This window comes from Lederbergia sp. B243.17, assembly GCF_057657925.1.
In genome coordinates, this window is sequence record NZ_JBWBKF010000090.1 from 1 (window position 1) to 21,062 (window position 21,062).

A 21,062-nucleotide genomic window follows, 5' to 3' on the forward strand; every position below is an offset into this window, starting at 1 on the left:
CGGGTCTGTTGTTGATTCCTTCATTTCCTTATATTCTTCCTTTTCGAATTTCTCAGGAGGGAACGGTTTCTTTCCGTTCTCCATACGGTCCAGGTTGAGCTCTTCCTGCAGCTTCTTCTCATAGGCACGGGCCTCTTTTCGGACGACTTTCTTTTGAAACTTCCTTTTGTTCGCGCTCGCTTTCACATGGGTGGAGTCGATGAAGACATGTTCCGGACTGAGAAGTCCACGATCCGCAACCTCCTTCAGTATCCGGTAGAAAATCTGCTCGAACAGGTCCGTGTCTGCGAAACGCCGGGTATAATTCTTTCCGAAGGTTGAGAAATGGGGAACCTCCGTGTGGAAGCTAAAACCGAGGAATCAGCGGTATGCCACGTTCGTTTCGATTTCCCGAATGGTCTGTCGCATGGATCGGATGCCGAAGGTATATTGGATAAATGTCATCTTGATCAGGACAACCGGGTCGATACTGGGTCTCCCTACTTCCGAATAAAGGTCTTCAACCAATGGATAGATGAAGGAAAAATCTATTGCCGCATCTAGTTTGCGAACAAGATGATCCTGTGGGACCAACTGCTCAATGGAGAGCATTTCCAGCTGTTCGCGTTCATGGACCTGGTTTTTCGTCATCATTTCTAACACCTCATGAAGTTTGTAGGGGATACCGTTGATTGGAGCGGAGGATGGCGACTCCTGCGGGAACAGCACGAGCGGAAGACCCTGGACTGAGCGCAGCGAGGGAAGCGGCTGGAGCCGTGCCCGCGGAAAGCGTCCATCCGTAGCGGAAATCAACTTTTTCAAATAATACTTCCATTGTAAAAGAAAAAAGGCTGTAGGCAAACTCCTGAATTTCTGGAGTTTGTCTACAGCCTGGGCAGCCAACTTTGGCTGCTTTTTTCGCTGCTTGCGGAGCAAAGATCCTGCATTTAAATGTATACAGATACATGGGGCAGAAAAAAAGGTGAGACGGAGGATGTGCAGTTAGACAAGTGTCAAAAGTACTATGATAAGTCAGGGAATGAGGCTGGTTTCTCCTTTATTTTGTTGGGCAAATGAACCCTTGCTACCATAGACGACGCGGACTTTCTCGGGTAAACTGATTGGCAGAATAGTTGGAAAGAAATGGACTGGAATGCCCAGGAGGGATGAGAATGTCGGATCATCATGAAGAGAAGCAAACACAATTGAAGGTCATTCAATTCGATAAAGCGAAACAGCAGCTGATAGAGAAGTCGCAGCCGAAGGAAACTTTTGCGGATGTAGGCGGGTTGGATGAGGTCAAGAAGAAGATACAGATGAATTTTATTATGCCTCTGAAGAATCCGGAGTTTTTTCAGGCGTTTGGCAAAGAGGCGGGCGGCAGTTTGTTGCTGTATGGGCCGCCTGGATGTGGAAAGACGTTTTTGGCGAAGGCTATTGCCGGGGAGATTAATGCGAGTTTCCTTCATATGGAGCTACAGGCGATTTTGTCGATGTATGTTGGGGAGAGTGAGCATAATCTCCATGATGTATTCGAAATGGCACGGGAAAATCGGCCCTGCGTTTTGTTCATCGATGAGCTTGATGCCATCGGAGGCAGCCGCCATACGATGCGCCAGCACCATGACAGGATGCTTGTGAACCAACTTCTCCTCGAGTTGGATGGGCTGAATAGCCACAACAGCGGTGTTTATATTATCGGTGCAACGAACACGCCGTGGTATTTAGACTCTGCATTGCGACGCCCTGGACGCTTCAATCAGTTGATTTTCATCCCGCCGCCAAGCGAAAAGGAAAGAGAACTCATTCTGGAACTAAAGCTGAAGGGCAAACCGAAGTTGGAGTTGGATACGAAGAAAGTTGCCGGAAAGGCCGTGCATTTTTCAGGTGCCGATCTTGAACAGCTGGTCGATGAAGCAGTTGAAAAGGCTTTGCACCGCTCATTGGAATCTGGTGAATTGCAGCCGCTCACGAATGAGGATTTGAATGAGTCGCTAAAAAGGCGCAAACCGACTACGTTAGAGTGGTTTTCAACAGCGAAGAACTATGCGACTTTCAGCGATGTGAATCAAGATTACGGGCATGTCCTGGAATATATGAAGGATCACAAGATTCGGTAGGGGGAATGGCGGATGGAGCAAGCTGTCCAATTCAATCAATTCGGGAAGCTCGTCCAGTTGTTGGAATGGGAGCGGTATGACGAGGCGATAAAGGAGACGGAAAGTTACTTGCGTGACTATCCCGATGATGCAGACGGCTATGGTTTGCTCGGGAAGATTTATCTTGCGATGGATAAGTACGATAAAGCGATGCATTGGTCAAAAGAGGCATTAAAGATTGACCCTGAAAATGAGCTCGGCTGGGCGGTTCGGACTTCGACGCTTTATACGCAGCAAAGGTGGAAAGAAGCATTGGCGGCTATTGAGCAGGCACTCGTCCTCTTTCCGAATGAAGGATATCTCTATCTCCTGGCGGGCAACATCTATGTGCAGAAAGCTAAGTTCGAAAAAGCATCGGAAATGTACCGGACACTGTTGAACCTTGAACCGGATAATGGTTTGTATTTGGCAAATTACAGCTATCTGGAGAGCTTGTTGGGTCACCCGGAAGAATCTCTCCGGGCGGAAAAGCAGGCATTGGTAAATGAGCCGGATAATGCGGAAGTCTTTATGTATTGCGGGTGGGCAGCTGATCAGCGAGGAGACTATAAAACGGCAATGGAGTATATGAAGAACGCCGTCCGGCTTGATCCGAAAAGTAAGCAATACCGTGAAGAATACATGGAAATTTTGCAGAAACAGTACAAAGTTTACCAGTTTTTTCTCGGGCCATCGAGATATTTATCGAAAATGAATCCGTATTTTGCACTTTTGCTTTGGTTCCTTGCGTGGTTCGTCTTCAAGCCGCTGGTCGTTATCTTCCTTGTGCTCTACGGAGCGGCCCATTGGATAACGAAAATGGTTGTGAATATGAAAGTGTTCGGGAAATTGATTGTGAAGGTATAGACGACAAGCGGCTGACGGATAAAGCAGAGTAGTAGTTTGTTGTAATAATAGAGTGTTATTTCAGGAAGGTGATGTTCACCTTCCTTTTTTGTGTTGGTTCAAAAAAGAATACCTGCTCATTGTGTAGAATGGCCCTATATTGGGAAGATTCACCGTTTACAAAATATTTTTTAGTAAAATTTATTAATAAAGTATTTACTTTTAGTAAAATAAATTTTATAATTCAAACAAACAAGAGGGGGGTTTATGATGAAGAGTAGATTCGCAGGGTATAAAATCATGTTGTTGATCGCTGTTCTTTCTGTATTGATGCTGGCTGCATGTGGTTCAGGCGATGCAAAGAAGACCGGTACGACGAAAGACGGAAAAGAGGTAGTCCGTTTCGCGACTTGGGATTCAGAAGATAGTCTTGCACTGCAAAAAAAGCTTGTTGATAAATTTAACTCTCAACAAGATAAGATCAAAGTAGTACTGGAAGCATACGGTTCAGAGTACGATACGAAAATCGCAGCAGGCATGGGGGCGAAGGATGCTCCAGATGTTATGTATATGTGGAATTATCCTCAATACAAAGATGCACTTGAGCCGCTGGATTCCTACATCGAAGAAAAGGGTGCTGAATACAAGGATGATTTTTATGAAGCACTGTGGAATTACAACTCTGCTGACGGCAAGATTCTCGGTTTGCCGGTAGGATTTACTACCCATGTTGTTTACTATAACAAAGACCTTTTTGACAAAAACAATCTTGAATATCCGCAAGGTGACTGGACTTGGGATGAATTTAGAGAAGTAGCGGAGAAATTAACCGATAAAGACAGTAAAGAGACTGGGTTTGTGTTTTCTGGAAAACCGGATCCATATGATTTTGAAATGTACCTCTGGGGCAATGGAGCTAAATATGCTGAAGACGGTGAGCTGAGCGGCCATTTGAACTCAAAAAAATCGATCGAAGTATTCGATATGTTCCAAGGAATGCTGAAAGATAAAATTGCTGTCGCCGCAGAAGGATCAGGGTCCAATGATATGAAATCCGGCAAGGTCGGAATGTTCATCAATGGCGCCTGGTATCTCGATACATTTAAAGAGGCAGGCATCAATTATGGCGTTGTGGAAATTCCATCTTTTAAAGATGGAAAAAGTGTAAGCGTCATCAGTTCTTCCGGTATCGCCATGTCAAAGGATTCTAAGAATAAGGATGCTGCATTCGCCTTTATGGAATTCTGGGCGGGAGAAGAAGCGAACAAGGAAAGAATGGACTATGAATTGCCTGTTTTAAAGAGCTTGGTAGAATCAGAGAAGCTGCAAGAAGACCCGGCAAAGAGTGTCTTTTATTCAATGCTTGAAAAGAGTGACGGATATACCCCTACATCCTTCCAAATGGAGGACTGGAGTACGGTATCAGAGGAATTAAACTTGGTCTTCGAGGAAATCTTCAATCCTAGCACTTTGCAGGATCCGAAGACGGTTCTGAATACAGCGGCTCAATAAGTTTTACTAAAGGTAATAGTGCAAAGACCGCCAAGAGAGTAAAGAATTGTGATCACTCTGCTCTCTTGGTCAATGATTTTAGTAAAAAGAAGTGTGAAGGACACTACATTAAATAAGAGGGTTATATGATGACGAAAAATAACAGGAAAAAAGGAAATTATCAGCTGGTCCAAAAAAGAGTGCCGTATTTTTTTATCCTGCCATGGATCATCGGAGTTCTCGTTTTTACACTGGGGCCATTAATATTTTCTCTCATCATGAGTTTATATGACTGGCCGATTACGAGGGAGCCGACATTTGTCGGTTTTGGAAACTACGTAAAAATGTTTACTGCTGATCCGCAGTTTTACAAGTCCTTAATCATCACTTTTAAATTTGCGGCCATCTTTGTTCCCCTGAATTTGATTTTAGCCCTAATTTTATCACTGCTGATCACCCAGCCAGTTAAAGGGATGAAATTTTTCCGAACGGTCTTTTATCTTCCTGCAGTTGTTTCCGGCGTAGCCATTTCGATCATTTGGGGCTGGATTTTCAACTCGGAATACGGGATTCTTAATTACCTTTTATCTGTACTGGGCATAGAGGGCCCGCAGTGGCTGATTGACCCTAAGTGGGCGATATTCACCATTATCATTGCCAGTGCCTGGGGCGTAGGTACGATGATGCTGATTTTCTACACGAATATTAAAGGGATACCGAAAGAACTCTATGAAGCTGCGGCCATTGACGGGGCCAACCCGTTAAAGCAATTTTTCCATATCACCATTCCCAGCATTACACCGACGATTCTGTTCAATGTAATTACATCGATTATTGGAGCGTTGCAGCAATTGACGCTTGTTCTGCTATTGACGGGCGGAGGGCCGCTGAAATCGACTTATTTCTACGGTCTCTTTGTTTACAATAACGCATTCAAGCACCATAAACTCGGCTATGCGAGCGCAAATGCATGGTTTATGTTCATTATCATCTTGCTGTTGACCCTATTGGTCTTTAAGTCTTCATCAGCTTGGGTGTTCTATGAGACGGAAACGAAAAAAGGAGGAAAAGGAAAGTGAAAACTTCTAAAACCCATAAGTTTATCGTCTATTTCTTTTTGGTCCTCTTTTCTCTTTACTTTCTGTTTCCTTTTATTTGGGTCGTGTTGACAGCATTAAAGTCGGATACAGAAGTTTTTGCTTATCCTCCGAAAATCTTCCCTGATGTACCGCAATGGCGCAATTTCATTGATGCATGGATGAGCCAGCCGTTTGGGACGTATTTGAAAAACTCGGTCATTGTCACAGCCTTGACGACATTTGGTCAGTTGCTCTCCAGCTCTTTGGTGGCGTACGGCTTTGCCCGTTATGATTTCAAATTTAAGAACACCCTGTTTATCATCTTGCTGTCGACAATGATGATTCCTTGGGATGTAACGATGATTCCGCTTTATATGCAATTTAACATGTTCGGCTGGATCAACACGCTCAAGCCGCTTATTGTACCGTCCTTCTTCGGTTCTGCCTATTTTATTTTCCTTTTGCGGCAATTCTTGATGAATATTCCGAAAGACTTGGAGAATGCCGCCAGAATTGATGGGGCGAATGAATTTCAGATTTACTATAAAATCTTCCTGCCGATCATGAAGGCTCCGCTCATTCTGATTGGTGTGCTGAACATTCTCTCGGTTTGGAATGACTATTTAGGACCGCTGATCTATTTGCAGGATCAATCGAAGTACACATTAGCACTCGGTTTGGCAGCCTTTAAGGGAGTCCATGATTTGCAAATTTTGCCGATTATGTCGATTACCCTCATCATGATTCTTCCGCCTGTCCTCATCTTTTTCTTTGCCCAAAAATACATCGTGGAAGGTGTCGACGGGTCAATCAAGTAAAGATGAAACCAAGTGGAAGGATAGCGCCAAAGGATAGATGTTCACAAAAAAATTAACTCAACTGTGTTATCTGGAGGAAGAGCATATGCATAGAGAGATGAAAAGATGGGAAGACATCGGCCTGACTGGCATTAATAAGCTGGAGGCCCGGGCTAATTTTTACCGATATGATGAGATTCCTGAAGAGTTGGCTTTTAAAAAGGAGTCTAGCAAGGGGTTTAAATCGCTTGATGGAAAGTGGAAATTTCTTTTTCTAGATGCACCGGAGTATTCTCCGGGCGGCTTTGAACAGGCAGACTTTGATACGTCCTGTCTAGACGAGATTACCGTGCCATCGTGCTGGCAGCTTGAAGGGTATGGAAAGATGCACTACACGGATGTATTGTATCCTTTTCCCATCAATCCCCCTTATGTACCAGATGAAAATCCGACTGGGATTTATTTTAAAGATATCGTGTTGGAAAAGGAGCCTGAAGATAACTACATTTTGAAATTCAATGGTGTGGATTCCGCCTTTGATTTGTATATCAACGGCCAGCATGCCGGATTCAGCAAAATTTCGAGATTGCCATCTGAGTTTGACATCACGAAATTTTTAAAGTCAGGAAACAACCGGATAACGGTTCGCGTTTACCAATTCTCAGACGGAACCTATTTGGAAGATCAGGATATGTGGTGGCTGTCAGGCATCTTTAGAAGCGTAGAACTTCATCAAATCAGCCCGGATACAATGTCTGACCTGAACCTTGAAACGGTAGCGGATGAAAGATATGAAGATTTCACTTTGAAAATAAGCGGAAGCTTCTTTACGCAAGACCCGAAAGATTTAACAATCCGAATCTATGAACATGGAAAAGAAATCGACCAGTTTAAGGCTCAGGCAAAATTCGGTTATTTCTTTGCGGATCGCTTATTCGAAAATCCGCGTTTGTGGAATGCGGAAGAGCCGAATTTATATAAAGCGGTGGTGGAATATGAGCTCCAAAATGGTCAGAAAGAGTTCGTCCCGGTCACGTTTGGATTCCGTACGATCCAGATTATTGATAACGAAATCCGGCTAAACGGCAAGAAAATCTTTTTCAACGGAGTCAATCGCCATGACTCCCACCCGAAAACAGGCCGTACCGTCACATTGGAGGATATGGAGAAGGATATCCAATTGATGAAGAGCCACAACATCAACGCAGTCCGCACAGCACATTATCCGAACCAGGATGAATTTTATGATCTTTGCGACCAATACGGCCTATATGTCATTGATGAGGCGGATTTGGAGTGTCACGGATTTGAAAATACCGGCCACTACAATTGGCTGAGCGACAATGAACGCTGGGAAGCACAGTATGTCGAGCGGGCTGAACGAATGGTTAAGCGGGATCGCAATCATCCGAGCATTATCATGTGGTCGCTCGGCAATGAATCGGGAGCCGGGCAGAACTTTTCGGCGATGTACAATGCAATCAAGAAAATCGACGCATCAAGACCTGTCCATTATGAGGGAGATCGGATGGCAGCCTACAGTGATGTGTATACGACAATGTACACGAGGCTGAAAGCACTTGAGGAGATCGGCAAGGTCAGCGAGGGAAAGAAGCCGCATATTCTTTGCGAGTACGGACATGCAATGGGCAATGGACCTGGAGGCTTGACAGAGTACCAGCAGATGATGCGCAAATATCCGCGTTTGCACGGCGGCTTCATTTGGGAATGGTGCGATCATGGAATTGAGACGGTTGATGAAGATGGGAATATTTATTACCGGTACGGGGGCGAATTTGGTGACTTCCCGAATAACGGTAACTTCTGTATTGACGGGCTTGTCTTCCCGGATCGGACGCCATCACCAGGTTTGATTGAGTACAAAAAAGTGATTGAACCGATCAAAACAGAAATCATTGATGCGGACGGGCTGCGGATTCGAATTGAGAATGCATATGATTTTAGGGATCTTGCCGGCCTGGTTCTGCAAATAAAAGCGATGTCTTATGGCAAGGTGATTGAAGAAGGCAAGGTTGTGCTGGAAAGTGTTGAGCCGGGCAGAGGGAAGGAAATGGTTCTTCCGCTTGATATAGAAAAACTGCAGCAAAGCGATGATGTCCATATTTACCTCGAGTATATTGACCCGGAGGAAACATTGTATGCCGGCAAGGGCCATGTGATTACCGAAGAAGAATTTCTCGTTGTATCGACCGCGAGTCAAAAGACCGTTGTACCTGCACAGTCAGGAGGACAGCCGATTGATATCCGGGAAAATGAGCGGGAATTGATTCTTGAAAACGATCAATTCAGGGCTGCTTTTTCGAAAATTAAAGGAAAGCTTGAGTCCTATTCCTCAGGAGGAGATGTCCTGATTCAGGACGGACCTCAGCTTACGATTTGGCGGGCGCCGATCGATAACGACATGTACAAGGTTGACGACTGGATCAACAAATATTTCCTGAAGCAGGCGAAGGAATATCTGATCAGTTTCACACACGAGGAGTCGACGGTTGTAATCGAAAAGTATTTTTCAACAACCAATCAGGCATGGGGATTCCAACTCATTTACCGATATGTATTTACGGAGGAAGGCGCAATGCAACTGACACTCACCGGCAAAGCGGTGATCAGGGGCAAAGAGATTCCGGAAATGCTGCCGAGAATCGGGGTCTCCATGAGGGTCAATCAGAACTTTGATGAAGTCATCTGGTATGGGCGCGGCGATGGAGAAAGCTACCAGGACAGCAAACGCAGCCAGCCGGTTGGACTTTACAAGAAAAAAATTGAGGATATGCACATCGATTATGTGTATCCTCAGGAAAATGGCTCTCGAGCCGATTCGTCATTTTTGGCTTTATCGGGCAAGGATGAACAAGCGTATCTGTTCAATTTCGCAGAGAAGATGGACTTTACCATCCATGATTATGAAACGGAAGCATTGGAGACCGCCAGGCATAGAGGAGAAATTAAAAAATCCTCTCACAGCGTCCTGACGTTGGATTACAGGCAGAGCGGCCTCGGAAGCAACAGCTGCGGAGAAGATCAATTGCCTCCTTACAGGGTAGGCGTGGAAGATTTCGAGCTGAAGTTTGAGATGCGGAAAATCGATCAGCGGGAGCTTGAGCAGGAGAGTAAAATTTTCAGAGTGAAGTGATCAGGGAGGCGGGGCAGGGCTCCGCCTCTTTTAAGTTGTAAAAGGAGGACACAACCATGAATATAGATATAAGGGAAATTCCTTTTTCCCGCTTCGGTTCATACTTCTGCGTATCACAAGAGAAGAACGTAAATGAGGTATATATTCGCGATGTTCACGGGGGCGATGAGTCGCCTTCGAAACTCTTTAAAGTGAACATACTTGACGAGGGCCTCAAGCAGGATTATGAAATTGAGGCAACAGAGGTATCTGTGAAGTTTTTCTTAAAGAGCAATCCGGCTCGTTACGCAGAAATTACTATTCCGGAAGAGGATGAACTTCATATTCTCGTCAATGGACTTGAAGTAGGATTAGAGCCCATTAAGAAAAAATATGATTCTTTTATGGAACTGGCACCGGGGAAGTATGAGTACCATATTTACTCGAAGGAACTGAAGCTGATGCTACTGGAGTTAGAGGGGGACATGCTTGTCAATGCCCCTTGGGATATAATTGACAATAAGCATGTGGATATCTTGCTGAAGGACGGTCATTTTGTCATTACCAGTTACAGGACTGTTTATCAGGAGAAAAGATATCAGGAATTCGAACAAGGAAAAGCGGCTGTTTCTGATGCTTATAAGACTTGGTTTAAGAAAATGAGCAAAGGATACGAGGGGACTGAATATCTTCCATCATTAGAGAGAGCCTCCTATATCACATGGTCCAGCATTGTCCATCCAGCCGGAATCTTGAAGGACTACGCGATGTATATGTCTAAGCTTTGGATGTATAACATTTGGTCATGGGATAACTGCTTCAACGCGTTGAATTTGGGTGAGAATTATCCGGAGCTTGCTTATGCACAGCTCGAGGCCTTCATCGATAATCAGGATGAATCAGGGGCATATCCAGATTTTGTCAATGACAAGTTCCTATCCTTCAATTGCATTAAACCGCCGATCTTTTTATATGCGTATGAAAAATTGATCGGGATGAATGACTACTTTAAGGATGAAAATCGTCTGCGGAAGGTATATAATTCCAGCAAGAAGGTTATGGAATATTTCGAAAAGCACAGGACATTTGAGGGGAATTTGCCTCTTTACAAGCATGGAAATGATTCAGGCTGGGATAATTCATCGCTGTTCTATGCGGGAATGCCGGTCGAGGCTCCAGATTTAGCAAGTTTCTTAATCCGTTCCTACGATATTTTGGCAAAGTTTGCTGATATGCTTGGCGAGAATCAAGCGGTAGTGGATTTTAAAAAGAAAGCGGATGAGCGGTACGCATTGTTGATGGAACGCCTCCATGATGAAAGAGGTTTTTTCGGCAGGCATGGCAAGGATGCGGAGGAGATTCAAATCAGATCCAGCCTGATTTTGCGATTGCCGGTGATGATCGGGTATCGTCTTGACAAGAAATGGATGGACCAGCTCGTTGAGGACTTGGAGTCAAAATTTGAAACACAATACGGCTTGGCAACAGAGAGTCCGGATAGCCCCTATTACAAGGAGAATGGCTATTGGCTCGGTCCGATTTGGGCGCCTGTCACCTATTTGTTCATCGACTCTCTTAAAGAATTCGGCTATACGGAAGCTTCAAAAAGGCTGAGAGATAAATTCCTGTCTCTTACTCTCGTTGGAGGAATGGCTGAAAACTTTGATCCTCTAACAGGAAAGGGCTTGGTCGATACCTCCTTTACATGGACATCAAGTGTGTTTTTACTATTATTGCAGAGCAAAGTGCAGGAGGATTAAATGAAAAGATTTACTGGGGAGATAGCCCTTTTCACGACAGCGATCATATGGGGCAGCGGATTCGTGGCCAGCGCCATATCATTGACGTACTATACTCCTTATCAAAATATGGCGATCCGCTTTTTGACGGGAGCCATCCTGTTATCACTATTGTTTCATAGAAGGCTGAGAAAAGTGAATCGGGGGATGCTGTTAAAGGGTGCGATACTCGGGGTTTTCCTATATCTCGCCTTCGCCCTGCAAACAGCAGGATTGCAGTTTACCACGCCTTCAAAAAATGCCTTTTTGACCGCGGTAAACGTTGTAATTGTCCCTTTTATCGGTTATCTATTTTATAAAAAACGAATGGACAAATTTGAGTTATCCGGAGCGATACTGGCGATGGCCGGGGTGGGTGTCTTATCTCTTACCTTGACATTCGAAATGAATATTGGCGATGTCCTTTCCCTTCTCTGTGCTGCAGCGTTTGCTTTCCATATCTTTTATACTGCCAGCTTTGTGAAAAATGAGGATCCGATTACGCTGACCTTGATTCAGTTGGTAACAGCTGCCATCATCAGCTTGGCCGTTGTCGGTTTTAAAAAAGAAATGGTCATGTCGATAGAACCGGCAGCTCTTTTGCCCGTACTGTATTTAGGAGTCTTTTCTACTACGATTGCCTATCTATTGCAGACTACCGCCCAGAAATTTATGTCTGAAACGAAGGCGGCAATCATTCTGTCAACAGAATCATTTTTTGGGATGGTCTTCTCAATCATCATTCTACACGAGGTCGTGACCCCTAAAATGATAGTCGGTGCTATTTTAATATTGCTGGCCATTATCATCTCGGAGACGAAACTGGCCTTCTTGAAGAAAAAGCGTTTCACTCCTGAAGATACATTGAAGAAAACAGGGTAAAAAACGAAGAATGGAATGAGATAACGTATGGCGACAATTAAGGATATAGCAGAACGTGCGCACGTATCTATCACAACTGTTTCCAGAGTTCTGAACTATGATGAAACCTTAAATGTAACCCCTGAAACAAGAAAAAGGGTTTTTGAAGCGGCGGAAGAGTTGAATTACAAAATTCCCGTGACAAAAAACCGAAAGAACAAACGGACCATCGGTTTTTATCAATCCTACTCACTTGAAGAAGAATTGTCTGATACGTACTATCTATCAATCCGGGTGGCTCTGGAGAACAAGCTGAAAAAAGAGGGCTTCTCTATTTTGCGGGTCTCCTCTAAAGGTTCGAAAGAGTCATATAAAAAGATTGATGGGCTGATCTGTCTTGGCTTTTTCAAGCAAAAGGATATCGAATTCATCAAAAGTCTCAATAAACCATGCGTTGTAGTCGACTCCAGCCCGGATGAACAATTTGATTCCGTCCTCATCGATTTCAACTCCGCAACAAAGAAGGCTTTGGACCATCTTTATGATCTAGGGCATCGAAAAATCGGTTTCATCGGCGGATGGGAAACGGATATGTATGGCAATCGGTTTAAGGATTTGCGTCAGGATGTTTTTGAAAAGTACTTGATGGAGAAAGAGATTTTTGACAAGGATCTGCTAAAGGTCGGCGGATACAACCCGCAGGATGGGTATGTCTGCTTTAAGGAGTTATTTGAGGGGAAAAACAAACCGACGGCTATTTTCGTCGCGAATGATACAATCGCCGTCGGCTGCTACAAGGCTGCCTACGAATTGAACATCAGGATACCGGAAGATTTGAGTATCGTCGGTTTCAATGATATATCCTCGGCCCAATTTATGGTTCCTCCTTTAACGACGATCAAATTGTATACTGAAATAATGGGAGAGACTGCAATCGAGCTGCTGATGGACAATATTTTAAACAAACGCGAAATCTCCAAAAGAATCACGATCAACACGAAGTTAATTAAAAGGAATAGCACAGCAAGAATTGACGAAGAAAGTCATTCCTAAGATGGAGCAGGAGGAGAAAAACATATGTTTTTCTCCTCTTGTTTTTTTGTAACGGCAATCATAGAACGCAGGCCGCTTTCCAGGATAGACACCTGTAGAAAAGTAATTTAAATATTTTCGGGTGTCAAAGAGCGGATAGACACCCGAAGAACTATAATTTAAGAAACTTCCGGCACTAAAGCGCAGGAGACACCGGAAGGCATGTACCCGTATTGTTAACTTTCATAGAAAATCAGTTTTGATTGGCTCTCTGGACTGCATAATCTTTTTCATGTACTTTTTCCTGTTGAAACCGTTTTGGACGGTTCATCCACAATTGGCCTGATTTTCCAATGTATTGTCTGAGAAATCATGACCAAAAATGGCGGCATGCCGAATCCAAGAAGATAGGTGAGGATTTGTGTCCCTTTTCTCTCGCCAAAGATGGATTTCATGATTCCGGTGAATCGTCCAAGTGGATCATCCATCGTCCATTCAAAGATAAGAAGCGGCGGAAAGGTGATGGCAAGGACGACGAAGAAATAGACCGTAAACCAATCTTTTCCTTTAAACCGGGGAAAGAGAGTTTCTCCCCAGAATCCGAAAATGAAACATGCCATTGTAATGGCTCCAATCAAGAATTGAAGAAAAGGCACTTGATCGGCTGCCTTGAGGCCAGAAAAGAGGCAGAACGCAGCCGGAATGATAAGCATCCCATGCAGGATCAAAGGGTACCATTTTTCCAGTCTCATCACGAAAGCTGCCAGTACCGCAAGCGAATAAAGTGCAAGCAGGGTAGAAGAGAGATACATATAGAACGGGTCATATTCAGGTGTCCAGTTGGCTATAAAGTAAAAGAGTACCACGAATACCATGCCGCCAAAGATTGCCGGCTGGAAAGATTTCTGCTTTTTTCTGTAAGTAATTGTATTCCGTTTCGATCGGCTGCCTTTTGCCATGTTCATTAATCGCCTCCTGTTCATGTTCAAAGCTGTGCTTTACTTCTTTTTGAAACGGTTCCCAGTATTTGCATAAATCAGTCCGAATGCGAGCAGGCAAATGAATAAGATGATTCCAGCAATGAAAAGCAACTGGTTGTCTAAGCCGTCTGACAAGACCCATAGGAAGAGGGAGAAAGAAATGCCGTACATGATTTTTGCCATGAATTTGCACAGCGCTTTTTCATCGTATTGTTCTTTTTTGCTGTCAGGTAAGGTATTATAGCCTGCAATTAGACCAGCTCCCTTACCTTGAGAAAGTACGGTGGCGAATATGAGGAAAGGAATCATGATAATAAAATTGATGATCATGGAGCCATTCTCCTTTAAAATGATGTCCTATGAATACGTATCATACAGAAAGAAGGTTTCACATGAAGAAAATAGATATTCCGGTCGTTTTCTGTTAGCATTATCTATCATGATGAAAGAGGACGTGAGAAGATGATTAACATTCAAGAGCCGGAAGCAGATGTAACAATTGTTCAGCGCAAGCAAGTGATCGAAGGGGATGAGGTGGAGATCAAGCCGGTATACGGGTTTATTGATTTTCATAAAATCCCTCGTGACAAAGGCGGGATTATCCAATTTTTCAACAAGGACGATGAGCTGCTTTTTGTCGGGAAAGCCCGAAAGCTCCGCCAGCGTGTGAAGAAGCATTTTGAGGACAATGTTTCCCCGTTGAAGGGACACCGCGAAGAAGTAAACAAGATCTCTGTCACAATAGTTGATGATCCGATGGAGAGGGAGATTTACGAAACGTATCTGATTAATACGAAGCGTGCGAAGTATAATGTTGACAAGGTTTTTTACCAATGATAGAAGAAGCCTCCTGCGGCTGCAGGAGGCTTCTTTCATTCTCAGGTGCGGTCCCAAAATCTTTTCTGGGCAAGTGCACCGACATATTGTTCTGCAAAATCAGGGGTGTCCGCGGCGAGGATGACGCCGTCCATGTTGTTTTCTTCAGTCTGCTGGACGTATTTGACCGCGCCGGCTCCGACCAGGATCGGTTTCATATGCATGTATTGCATGCGGAAGAAATCGAATGCGCCTTGGTCGAATTTCATCTGGTTTTTAGCTGTGCCGCCTACGAGGTAGATCGAATCATAGAGAACCGGGTGAACGGTCAGCATCGTTTTGTTTGCTTCGAGAACCGTTCCATCCGCACCTTCAACCGGACCAAGTGATTCGGAGATGATGTCGACGATGGCCATATTGCTTTGCAGGGCATCAAGTGCTTTTTGTACTTCTGCTCCGTCAAAGCCGTTGCCGATTACCACGCCCACTTTTGCGGTCATGGCGGAGTGCGGCGAATTTAGCTGGCTCAGTGAAGGGTAGCTTTGGTCATTTTGCACATGCTCGTTTGCCGGCGGCTCAACACCGATGCTTTCAGCAAGCAATGTTGCGAAATCTGTATCGACGTTCCCCCACATCTCGACGTTTCTTTGGCGGATTTCCGGGTCCTTTACACTGCCCAAGTGGAAGCTGAACGATTCGACAAGATCCTGCTTTTCCGGGACAGACAAGCTGTTCCAGAACATCCGCGCCTGGGAGTAGTAGTCCTCGAATGAGTCGCTAGGGAACTCTCTTGTTGCATGGCCTTCCACTTGTTGCGGATAGTTCTCGTATCCGCCTTGCTCAGGAGGGGTCTCTGCCGGTGTGTTTCCGGCCCTTGAGTTTTTATGGAAGTGGACAGTGTCTTGCTCAATCGGATACTTCATGTAGCTGTCGCGCAGATTGCTGTCATACTTTTTCAGAGGCCGGTTGACCGGGAGCTCCTCATAGTTTGCTGAATTCTGGCGGTACAGTTCTGTATCGCGGTAGGCAAAGGAGCGGCCCTGCAAGACTGGGTCATTCGTGAAGTCGATGCCGGGAACAAGATTCGACGGGTTGAATGCAGACTGCTCTTCCTCAGCGAAGAAGTTGTCCATCAGGCGATTCAACGTCATTTTGCCAATCAATTTCACCGGAATCTCTTCTTGCGGCCAAAGCTTGGTGTCGTCCAAAATATCAAAGCCATACTTGAATTCATCTTCTTCATTGATCAGCTGAACGCCGAGCTCGTACTCCGGATAAGCTCCGCTTTCGATCGCTTCAATAATATCGCGGCGGTGGAAATCAGGGTCGACGCCTCCGATGACATTTGCTTCGTCCAGCAATAGGGAGTGGACGCCCAGTTTCGGCTTCCAGACGAAGCGTACAAAAGTTGATTTGCCCTCTTTGTTAATGAAACGGAACGTATTGATCGGATAGCCCTCCATCATCCTCCAGCTTCTCGGACGGCCGCGCATTGACATGAGCCACATGACCATATGGGCAGATTCAGGGTTGTTCACAACATAATCCCAGAAATTGTCGTGGGCCACCGTCGCCTGCGGAATATGATTTTTTGGCTCAGGTTTTGCTGCGTGAGTGACATCCATGAATTTCATTGCATCTGCCAGGATGAAGACAGGGAACTGCAGGGAAAGTGAATCATAGTTTCCTTCATCTGTGTAAAATTTCACTGCAAATCCACGAATATCAACGGCCGTATCCTTTGAACCCCGATTTCCGATAAAGTTGGAGAAGCGGACAAAGACCGGCGTTTTCTTCCCTGGTTCCTGCAGGAAGTCTGCCATCGTGTAGTCACTCATTGATTCGTATACTTCAAAGTCGCCATATACGCCATAGCCGCGGGCATGCACGACTTTTTCGGGGATGCGCTCACGGTTGAAATGCGATTGTTTTTTATAAAAGTGGAAGTCTTGGAACATCAACGGCCCGCGTTTTCCAGCCCTGAGTGTCCGCTCGTCATTCGCAACCTTCATGCCATTTTCATCTTGAAGCTTCTTGCCTTCTCCAGTATTTTGCCATCTGAATGATTCGAGTTGTTCGTCCTTTTTATCCAGCTTACCGTCTCTACCGTTTTTCTGATCCATGTTTTTCACCCTTTTCTTCACATTTTTCAGCCCTGCGCTGCACTGATGAATCTATGTAACTTGCTTGTAGGGGCTGTAGCCGCAGGAGGTTGCGCTGTGCCGCCTCGTGCCAATAACCATCTTCCCTCTGCAACGGGTGATTAAACAGGTGAAAGGGGGGATGGGAAAAAGGGAGGGGGGCAGAGAAGAGCCCGCCTGGTTTAAATCGCCGGCGGGCTGAATGCTTTATTCGTGGCTAGATACTGCAAAGCTACCAAATTGGGTGGTGTTGAATACAACACCATTTCGGTCTCTGTCGTATTTGGTGCCTGGAAGTTTAACCGTATTGCCATCCTCGATTCTCCAGGCGGCAAAATCGTTGCTGTGATCGTCGCTGAACGGGATCAAAACTTTTACGTCTGCTCCAGGATGATGGAAATCAAACGGTGCATCGTTGGCAGCGAACCCGATGTCGACGGTTTTGCTTCCTTCAGGGAAAAGAGAGGCATCTCCCTTCTTGAACGTGAGCGTAATCTTATCCTCCTTTTTCATAGAATTGTTGCTGAGCATATGTCCCTGAAGTTCTGTCTCTGCCAATTCTGTCGTCACACGGATCCGTTGGTTTTTCCCGTTCTTCGCCAAGTATTCGGTCGGCAAAGTCAAGCTGTAGCCATTTGCTCCATCCAGTTTGGCTATTGCAAGAGTTATTATTTGAACTCCTTTTGCTTTTACAGCATTCTGGAATGCCTCATCCAATTGGGCAGCCGTAACCTCTGCTATGGCTGTTTCACCTGATAAGTCGGGCTGCAGATAAATGGTATCCGATTTTCCTGCTTCCCTTACATAGACTTTGAAGGTGAGTGTTTTGCCCGGTAAATCTGGTATAGTAATGGATACTGTTTTTTCGCCAGGTGCAGTAAAGATGCTCTCCACACTGATATTGTATTGTTCGTTCGTCAAAGTCACTGTCTTGCCATTGCTATAAGTGGCCTCGATGACAAGCCCTGAAGGATCAAAGGACTCACCAACCACGTATTCTGTTTTGGTTGGCAGCTGCTTGATTGCTGCGTTTTGCAACTCTGTGATAAGCGGCAGTTTATACAGATTGGAGCCTTTTGCATAATAGATGTTCCCCTCGTTGTCAAAATCCATTAAATTCACCGCACCATCTATCAGATTGGTATGCGTCAGTGTCTCGGGATCAATGACAAGGAGCTGGCGTGCGATAGTTGTGTATAAATATCCATCTTGGCCCCAGCGGAGGAAAAATGGCCGCCAGGAGCTTCCCTTCGCTGCTTTTTGCATGAGAAGCTTATGCTTCTTAATCGACTTATTCGCAGGATCCATGGCGAATAGAGCAAATGTCTCTTCTCCGCTGTCATCCTTTCCAAATGCCGCGCCCCAGAGAAACCCATCAGGACCGAATGATAATTCGCCGATCATCTGGGGTGTTTTCAGGCCGGGCACATTCAGTTCAAAAATCTCGGTTTCCTTTGTTTTTGTATCAAACTCAAACATTTTAGCGGCAGCTTCAGACGGGTCAACGCCAAGGCCTCCCCAAATGCCAGAACCGCCGTAAACTTTTCCACCCTGATAGGCGAGGCCGATAATGCTTTGGTTTGGAACGATGTTTTCATAGGCATCCCATTTGCCGCTTATAGAATCATACATGGCAAAGGTGCCGCCAAGCTTTCCGTAATCCGGTATCGTTCCTGTGAAGAGCATGTCGTCACCGGAAGCAAAGGCGAACGGGCGGCTTTGCAGCTCAGGCACGGCATAAATCTGCTTCGGGTTATTTGTTGCATTGTCCCCGGTAAAGGCGTACGGCTTTGCTGGATCGTATTCATAGATTCTCGCTCCACCATAGGCACCCATGTACACTTTTCCATTCAGGAAACCCATTCCTTCGATTTGATGCGGATCCCTTTCTTGGAGTGTGTATTTCTCTTGCTTTGTATCGTAGACAGCAATTGAGCCCTGATAGCCGCTCAAATAGATATTCCCGTCTGGACCGGATTCGAGCGCCTGGATGTCGAGCCCGGAAAGATCCACTTTCGGATAGGTCACAGTGGAGGTTCCGGTTGAAGGATCGTAAACGAGATATTCGTTTCTCGTGCTAATCATCGCCAGCACATCTTTTCCGTCTTGCTTGATCCATTTCATCGTTTTCGTACTGGTAGTCGGCATGTTGACAGTTGGTTCCACTTTCTCAAGCTCATCCGTTGCCATATTGTAGGACCAGAGATGGAAGGTGTTCTTGTTTTTGAAATAAACGATATTGCTGTCGTATGGTGACGGGGGAGAGATAAACCCGTCAGTTGCCATATCTTCAGACCAAAGCAAGGAACGGATCAATTTGTTTGTCTCCAGATCCAAGATATGGAGTGACGTTCCGTTTACGACAAAAAGCCGGTCTTTATACTCCCATATATTTGAGATCATCGTATCCTCGCCGGTGACAGGAGTCGGTATTTCCGTTTTTTCATATGTTTTCCGGTCAATTCGGTACAAGTAGGCGGTAGAGCCTGTCCCTGCATAAACAGCATCATCCGTCACGCCAAGCCCGCGGGTGTATTGCTGCTCGGGATGGAGCCGACCGAGGTCTTTGAATGAATCATTTAAGATATCCAGTTCGAATACTTTCCCCTGCGGGTAAGTGGCCCCGTATACTTTACCGTCCGAGGAGGCTTCAAGCTCCCACACCCAGCGGTCGCCCGTACTGTTCGGGCCAAGGTTTTCGATTCTCTTCTCCTGAGGGAGATATCGATAGACGATGCCATTCGATGTTCCGGCAAAGTACACATTGCCATCTGAACCGATTGTCACGGCCCAGACGACGTCAAGCCCGGGCATCTCCTGCTTGAAGTTAACAGCCCCAGTCTTTGAATTGACCGCATAAAAGACTGCCGGTGACCCGCTGTTGGCAAAATAAATTTCACCATCTCCTATCGCCGCACCTTGTGCTTGTCCAGCTAAAGGGCCTGGTCCAAGGTTGATCGGATCGCCATACTTGGATGGGAGAGAGGTCGACTGCTTGCTCTTCAACTGGACATCATCATAATAGGCCTTTGTTACATTCGCCACACCCGAATAAAGCATGATGGCAGCGGTTGCTGCGTTGTCCGGAGCCTTGCTCTCCAACTCTACTGATTTCCATTCTGCGCCCGTATCGATGATGGCGGATTTTTCGTGAATCTGCTTATTGGCGCTGTCATAGTAGCGGAGATAAACGACAGTGCGGCCCGTAACAACTTTTGCCTGGAAAGAGGCGATGTACGTCTCGCCGCCATTGATATCAACCGGGTCGCTGATTAAGCCTACAGAAGAAGCCGTATTTTGATCCTCGATCAAAAGACTGTATTTCCCCTCTGTTTGCTCTTCGTCAGTTCTTGATATCGAGGTTCCTGCGTTTAATGACTCAGGGTAAAAGTTCCAGTTGGGAATCCTGCCATCTTCTCCAGGTTCCATTTCAAAGCCTGGATTTTGAATCGAAGGATTGTCCGGTTCATTTGCAGCCGGATAAAGTGGTAGGGCAGAAAACGCTAAGATCAGACCCAGCAACGTGATTAAGAACTTCTTCATCCTCATCTCTTACACCCCTTTATTATTTTGTTTGCGCTTTCATTAAATATCTTCCGATTCACCTCCAAATTTGCTTATTACTTTCACTATGGATTAAAGGACTATGTCGCTAAAAGGTCTTTAAGTAGAAAGGGCTTTTGGGCCTAGAGAAGGAGGGGGGCAAGGAAAAGAGGAGGAAGGATGAAAACTGTTCTTCACTTTATTGCTCTTCTAATAGGACGGCGAGTAAAGAAATATGTACAATAAGAGGAAAAGAGGTGTAAATGAAGGGATTGACTATAGAAAAATACTTTCCGTTTTCTTACTGTTGCAGATGATTAGGTTATGGGGGCGAGCTATACAACATTTCAGCAGTGCAATTTTGATCAGTATTCCAATTGCCGTAATTTTTATTATGTTGCAGAAAAACTTTGTCTCTGGGCTGACGTCCGGAGGGACAAAAGGATGA

At 45.3% G+C, this 21,062-nt stretch carries 14 protein-coding genes and 2 pseudogenes; 11 read left to right on the forward strand and 5 right to left on the reverse strand.

From position 1 onward, the window contains the following. Positions 1–633, reverse strand: a pseudogene (locus AC0TWI_RS18870) (transposase); the annotation flags it as partial. A 518-nt stretch (positions 634–1,151) separates the two neighbouring features. Here AC0TWI_RS18870 and AC0TWI_RS18875 point away from each other — a divergent pair. From AC0TWI_RS18875 to AC0TWI_RS18915, 9 genes are all read left to right on the forward strand, one after another. Continuing rightward, a complete protein-coding gene (locus AC0TWI_RS18875; protein ID WP_488127890.1) occupies positions 1,152–2,099 on the forward strand; it encodes an ATP-binding protein in 948 nt (315 codons plus the stop codon). A gap of 12 nt (positions 2,100–2,111) precedes the next feature. Then, positions 2,112–2,984: a tetratricopeptide repeat protein gene (locus tag AC0TWI_RS18880; protein ID WP_488127891.1), complete on the forward strand. Its 873-nt coding sequence runs from the start codon at positions 2,112–2,114 to the stop codon at positions 2,982–2,984. 249 nt (positions 2,985–3,233) lie between these two features. Then, the gene (locus AC0TWI_RS18885; protein ID WP_488127892.1) at positions 3,234–4,475 is read left to right on the forward strand and encodes an ABC transporter substrate-binding protein; all 1,242 of its coding nucleotides are present in this window, start codon (positions 3,234–3,236) and stop codon (positions 4,473–4,475) included. 128 nt (positions 4,476–4,603) lie between these two features. Continuing rightward, positions 4,604–5,533: a carbohydrate ABC transporter permease gene (locus AC0TWI_RS18890; RefSeq protein WP_488127893.1), complete on the forward strand. Its 930-nt coding sequence runs from the start codon at positions 4,604–4,606 to the stop codon at positions 5,531–5,533. Next, positions 5,530–6,351 carry a carbohydrate ABC transporter permease gene (locus AC0TWI_RS18895; protein ID WP_488127894.1) on the forward strand — a complete coding sequence of 274 codons (822 nt, stop codon included), beginning with the start codon at positions 5,530–5,532 and terminating at the stop codon, positions 6,349–6,351. Before AC0TWI_RS18890 ends, AC0TWI_RS18895 begins: the two co-directional genes overlap by 4 nt. Positions 6,352–6,436: 85 nt before the next feature. After that, positions 6,437–9,484: a glycoside hydrolase family 2 TIM barrel-domain containing protein gene (locus AC0TWI_RS18900; RefSeq protein ID WP_488127895.1), complete on the forward strand. Its 3,048-nt coding sequence runs from the start codon at positions 6,437–6,439 to the stop codon at positions 9,482–9,484. A 56-nt stretch (positions 9,485–9,540) separates the two neighbouring features. Continuing rightward, positions 9,541–11,223 carry an amylo-alpha-1,6-glucosidase gene (locus AC0TWI_RS18905; RefSeq protein WP_488127896.1) on the forward strand — a complete coding sequence of 561 codons (1,683 nt, stop codon included), beginning with the start codon at positions 9,541–9,543 and terminating at the stop codon, positions 11,221–11,223. Then, positions 11,224–12,123 (forward strand): DMT family transporter, encoded by a 900-nt coding sequence (locus AC0TWI_RS18910; RefSeq protein ID WP_488127897.1) that lies wholly within the window; start codon positions 11,224–11,226, stop codon positions 12,121–12,123. A gap of 27 nt (positions 12,124–12,150) precedes the next feature. After that, positions 12,151–13,155, forward strand: a complete 1,005-nt coding sequence (locus AC0TWI_RS18915; RefSeq protein ID WP_488127898.1) for a LacI family DNA-binding transcriptional regulator — start codon at positions 12,151–12,153, stop codon at positions 13,153–13,155. Between the two features lie 269 nt (positions 13,156–13,424). On the opposite strand, the gene AC0TWI_RS18920 is transcribed toward AC0TWI_RS18915, so the two are convergent. Beyond that, complete coding sequence (locus AC0TWI_RS18920; RefSeq protein WP_488127899.1) at positions 13,425–14,099, reverse strand: hypothetical protein; 675 nt, start codon at positions 14,097–14,099, stop codon at positions 13,425–13,427. 33 nt (positions 14,100–14,132) lie between these two features. Then, positions 14,133–14,444, reverse strand: coding sequence for a DUF3784 domain-containing protein (locus tag AC0TWI_RS18925; RefSeq protein WP_488127900.1), 312 nt, complete (start codon positions 14,442–14,444; stop codon positions 14,133–14,135). Positions 14,445–14,576: 132 nt separating this feature from the next. On the opposite strand from AC0TWI_RS18925, the gene AC0TWI_RS18930 reads away from it, so the two are divergent. Further along, positions 14,577–14,951, forward strand: coding sequence for a nucleotide excision repair endonuclease (locus AC0TWI_RS18930; protein ID WP_488127901.1), 375 nt, complete (start codon positions 14,577–14,579; stop codon positions 14,949–14,951). A gap of 41 nt (positions 14,952–14,992) precedes the next feature. Here AC0TWI_RS18930 and AC0TWI_RS18935 read toward each other — a convergent pair whose 3' ends face one another. Both AC0TWI_RS18935 and AC0TWI_RS18940 read right to left on the reverse strand, forming a co-directional pair. Further along, positions 14,993–17,053, reverse strand: a complete 2,061-nt coding sequence (locus AC0TWI_RS18935; RefSeq protein WP_488127902.1) for a catalase — start codon at positions 17,051–17,053, stop codon at positions 14,993–14,995. Between the two features lie 225 nt (positions 17,054–17,278). Then, positions 17,279–20,620, reverse strand: a complete 3,342-nt coding sequence (locus AC0TWI_RS18940; RefSeq protein ID WP_488127903.1) for a bacterial Ig-like domain-containing protein — start codon at positions 20,618–20,620, stop codon at positions 17,279–17,281. Positions 20,621–20,935: 315 nt separating this feature from the next. Between AC0TWI_RS18940 and AC0TWI_RS18945 the strand changes: the two are divergent. After that, positions 20,936–21,062 (forward strand): annotated as a pseudogene (locus AC0TWI_RS18945) (sugar ABC transporter permease); the annotation flags it as partial.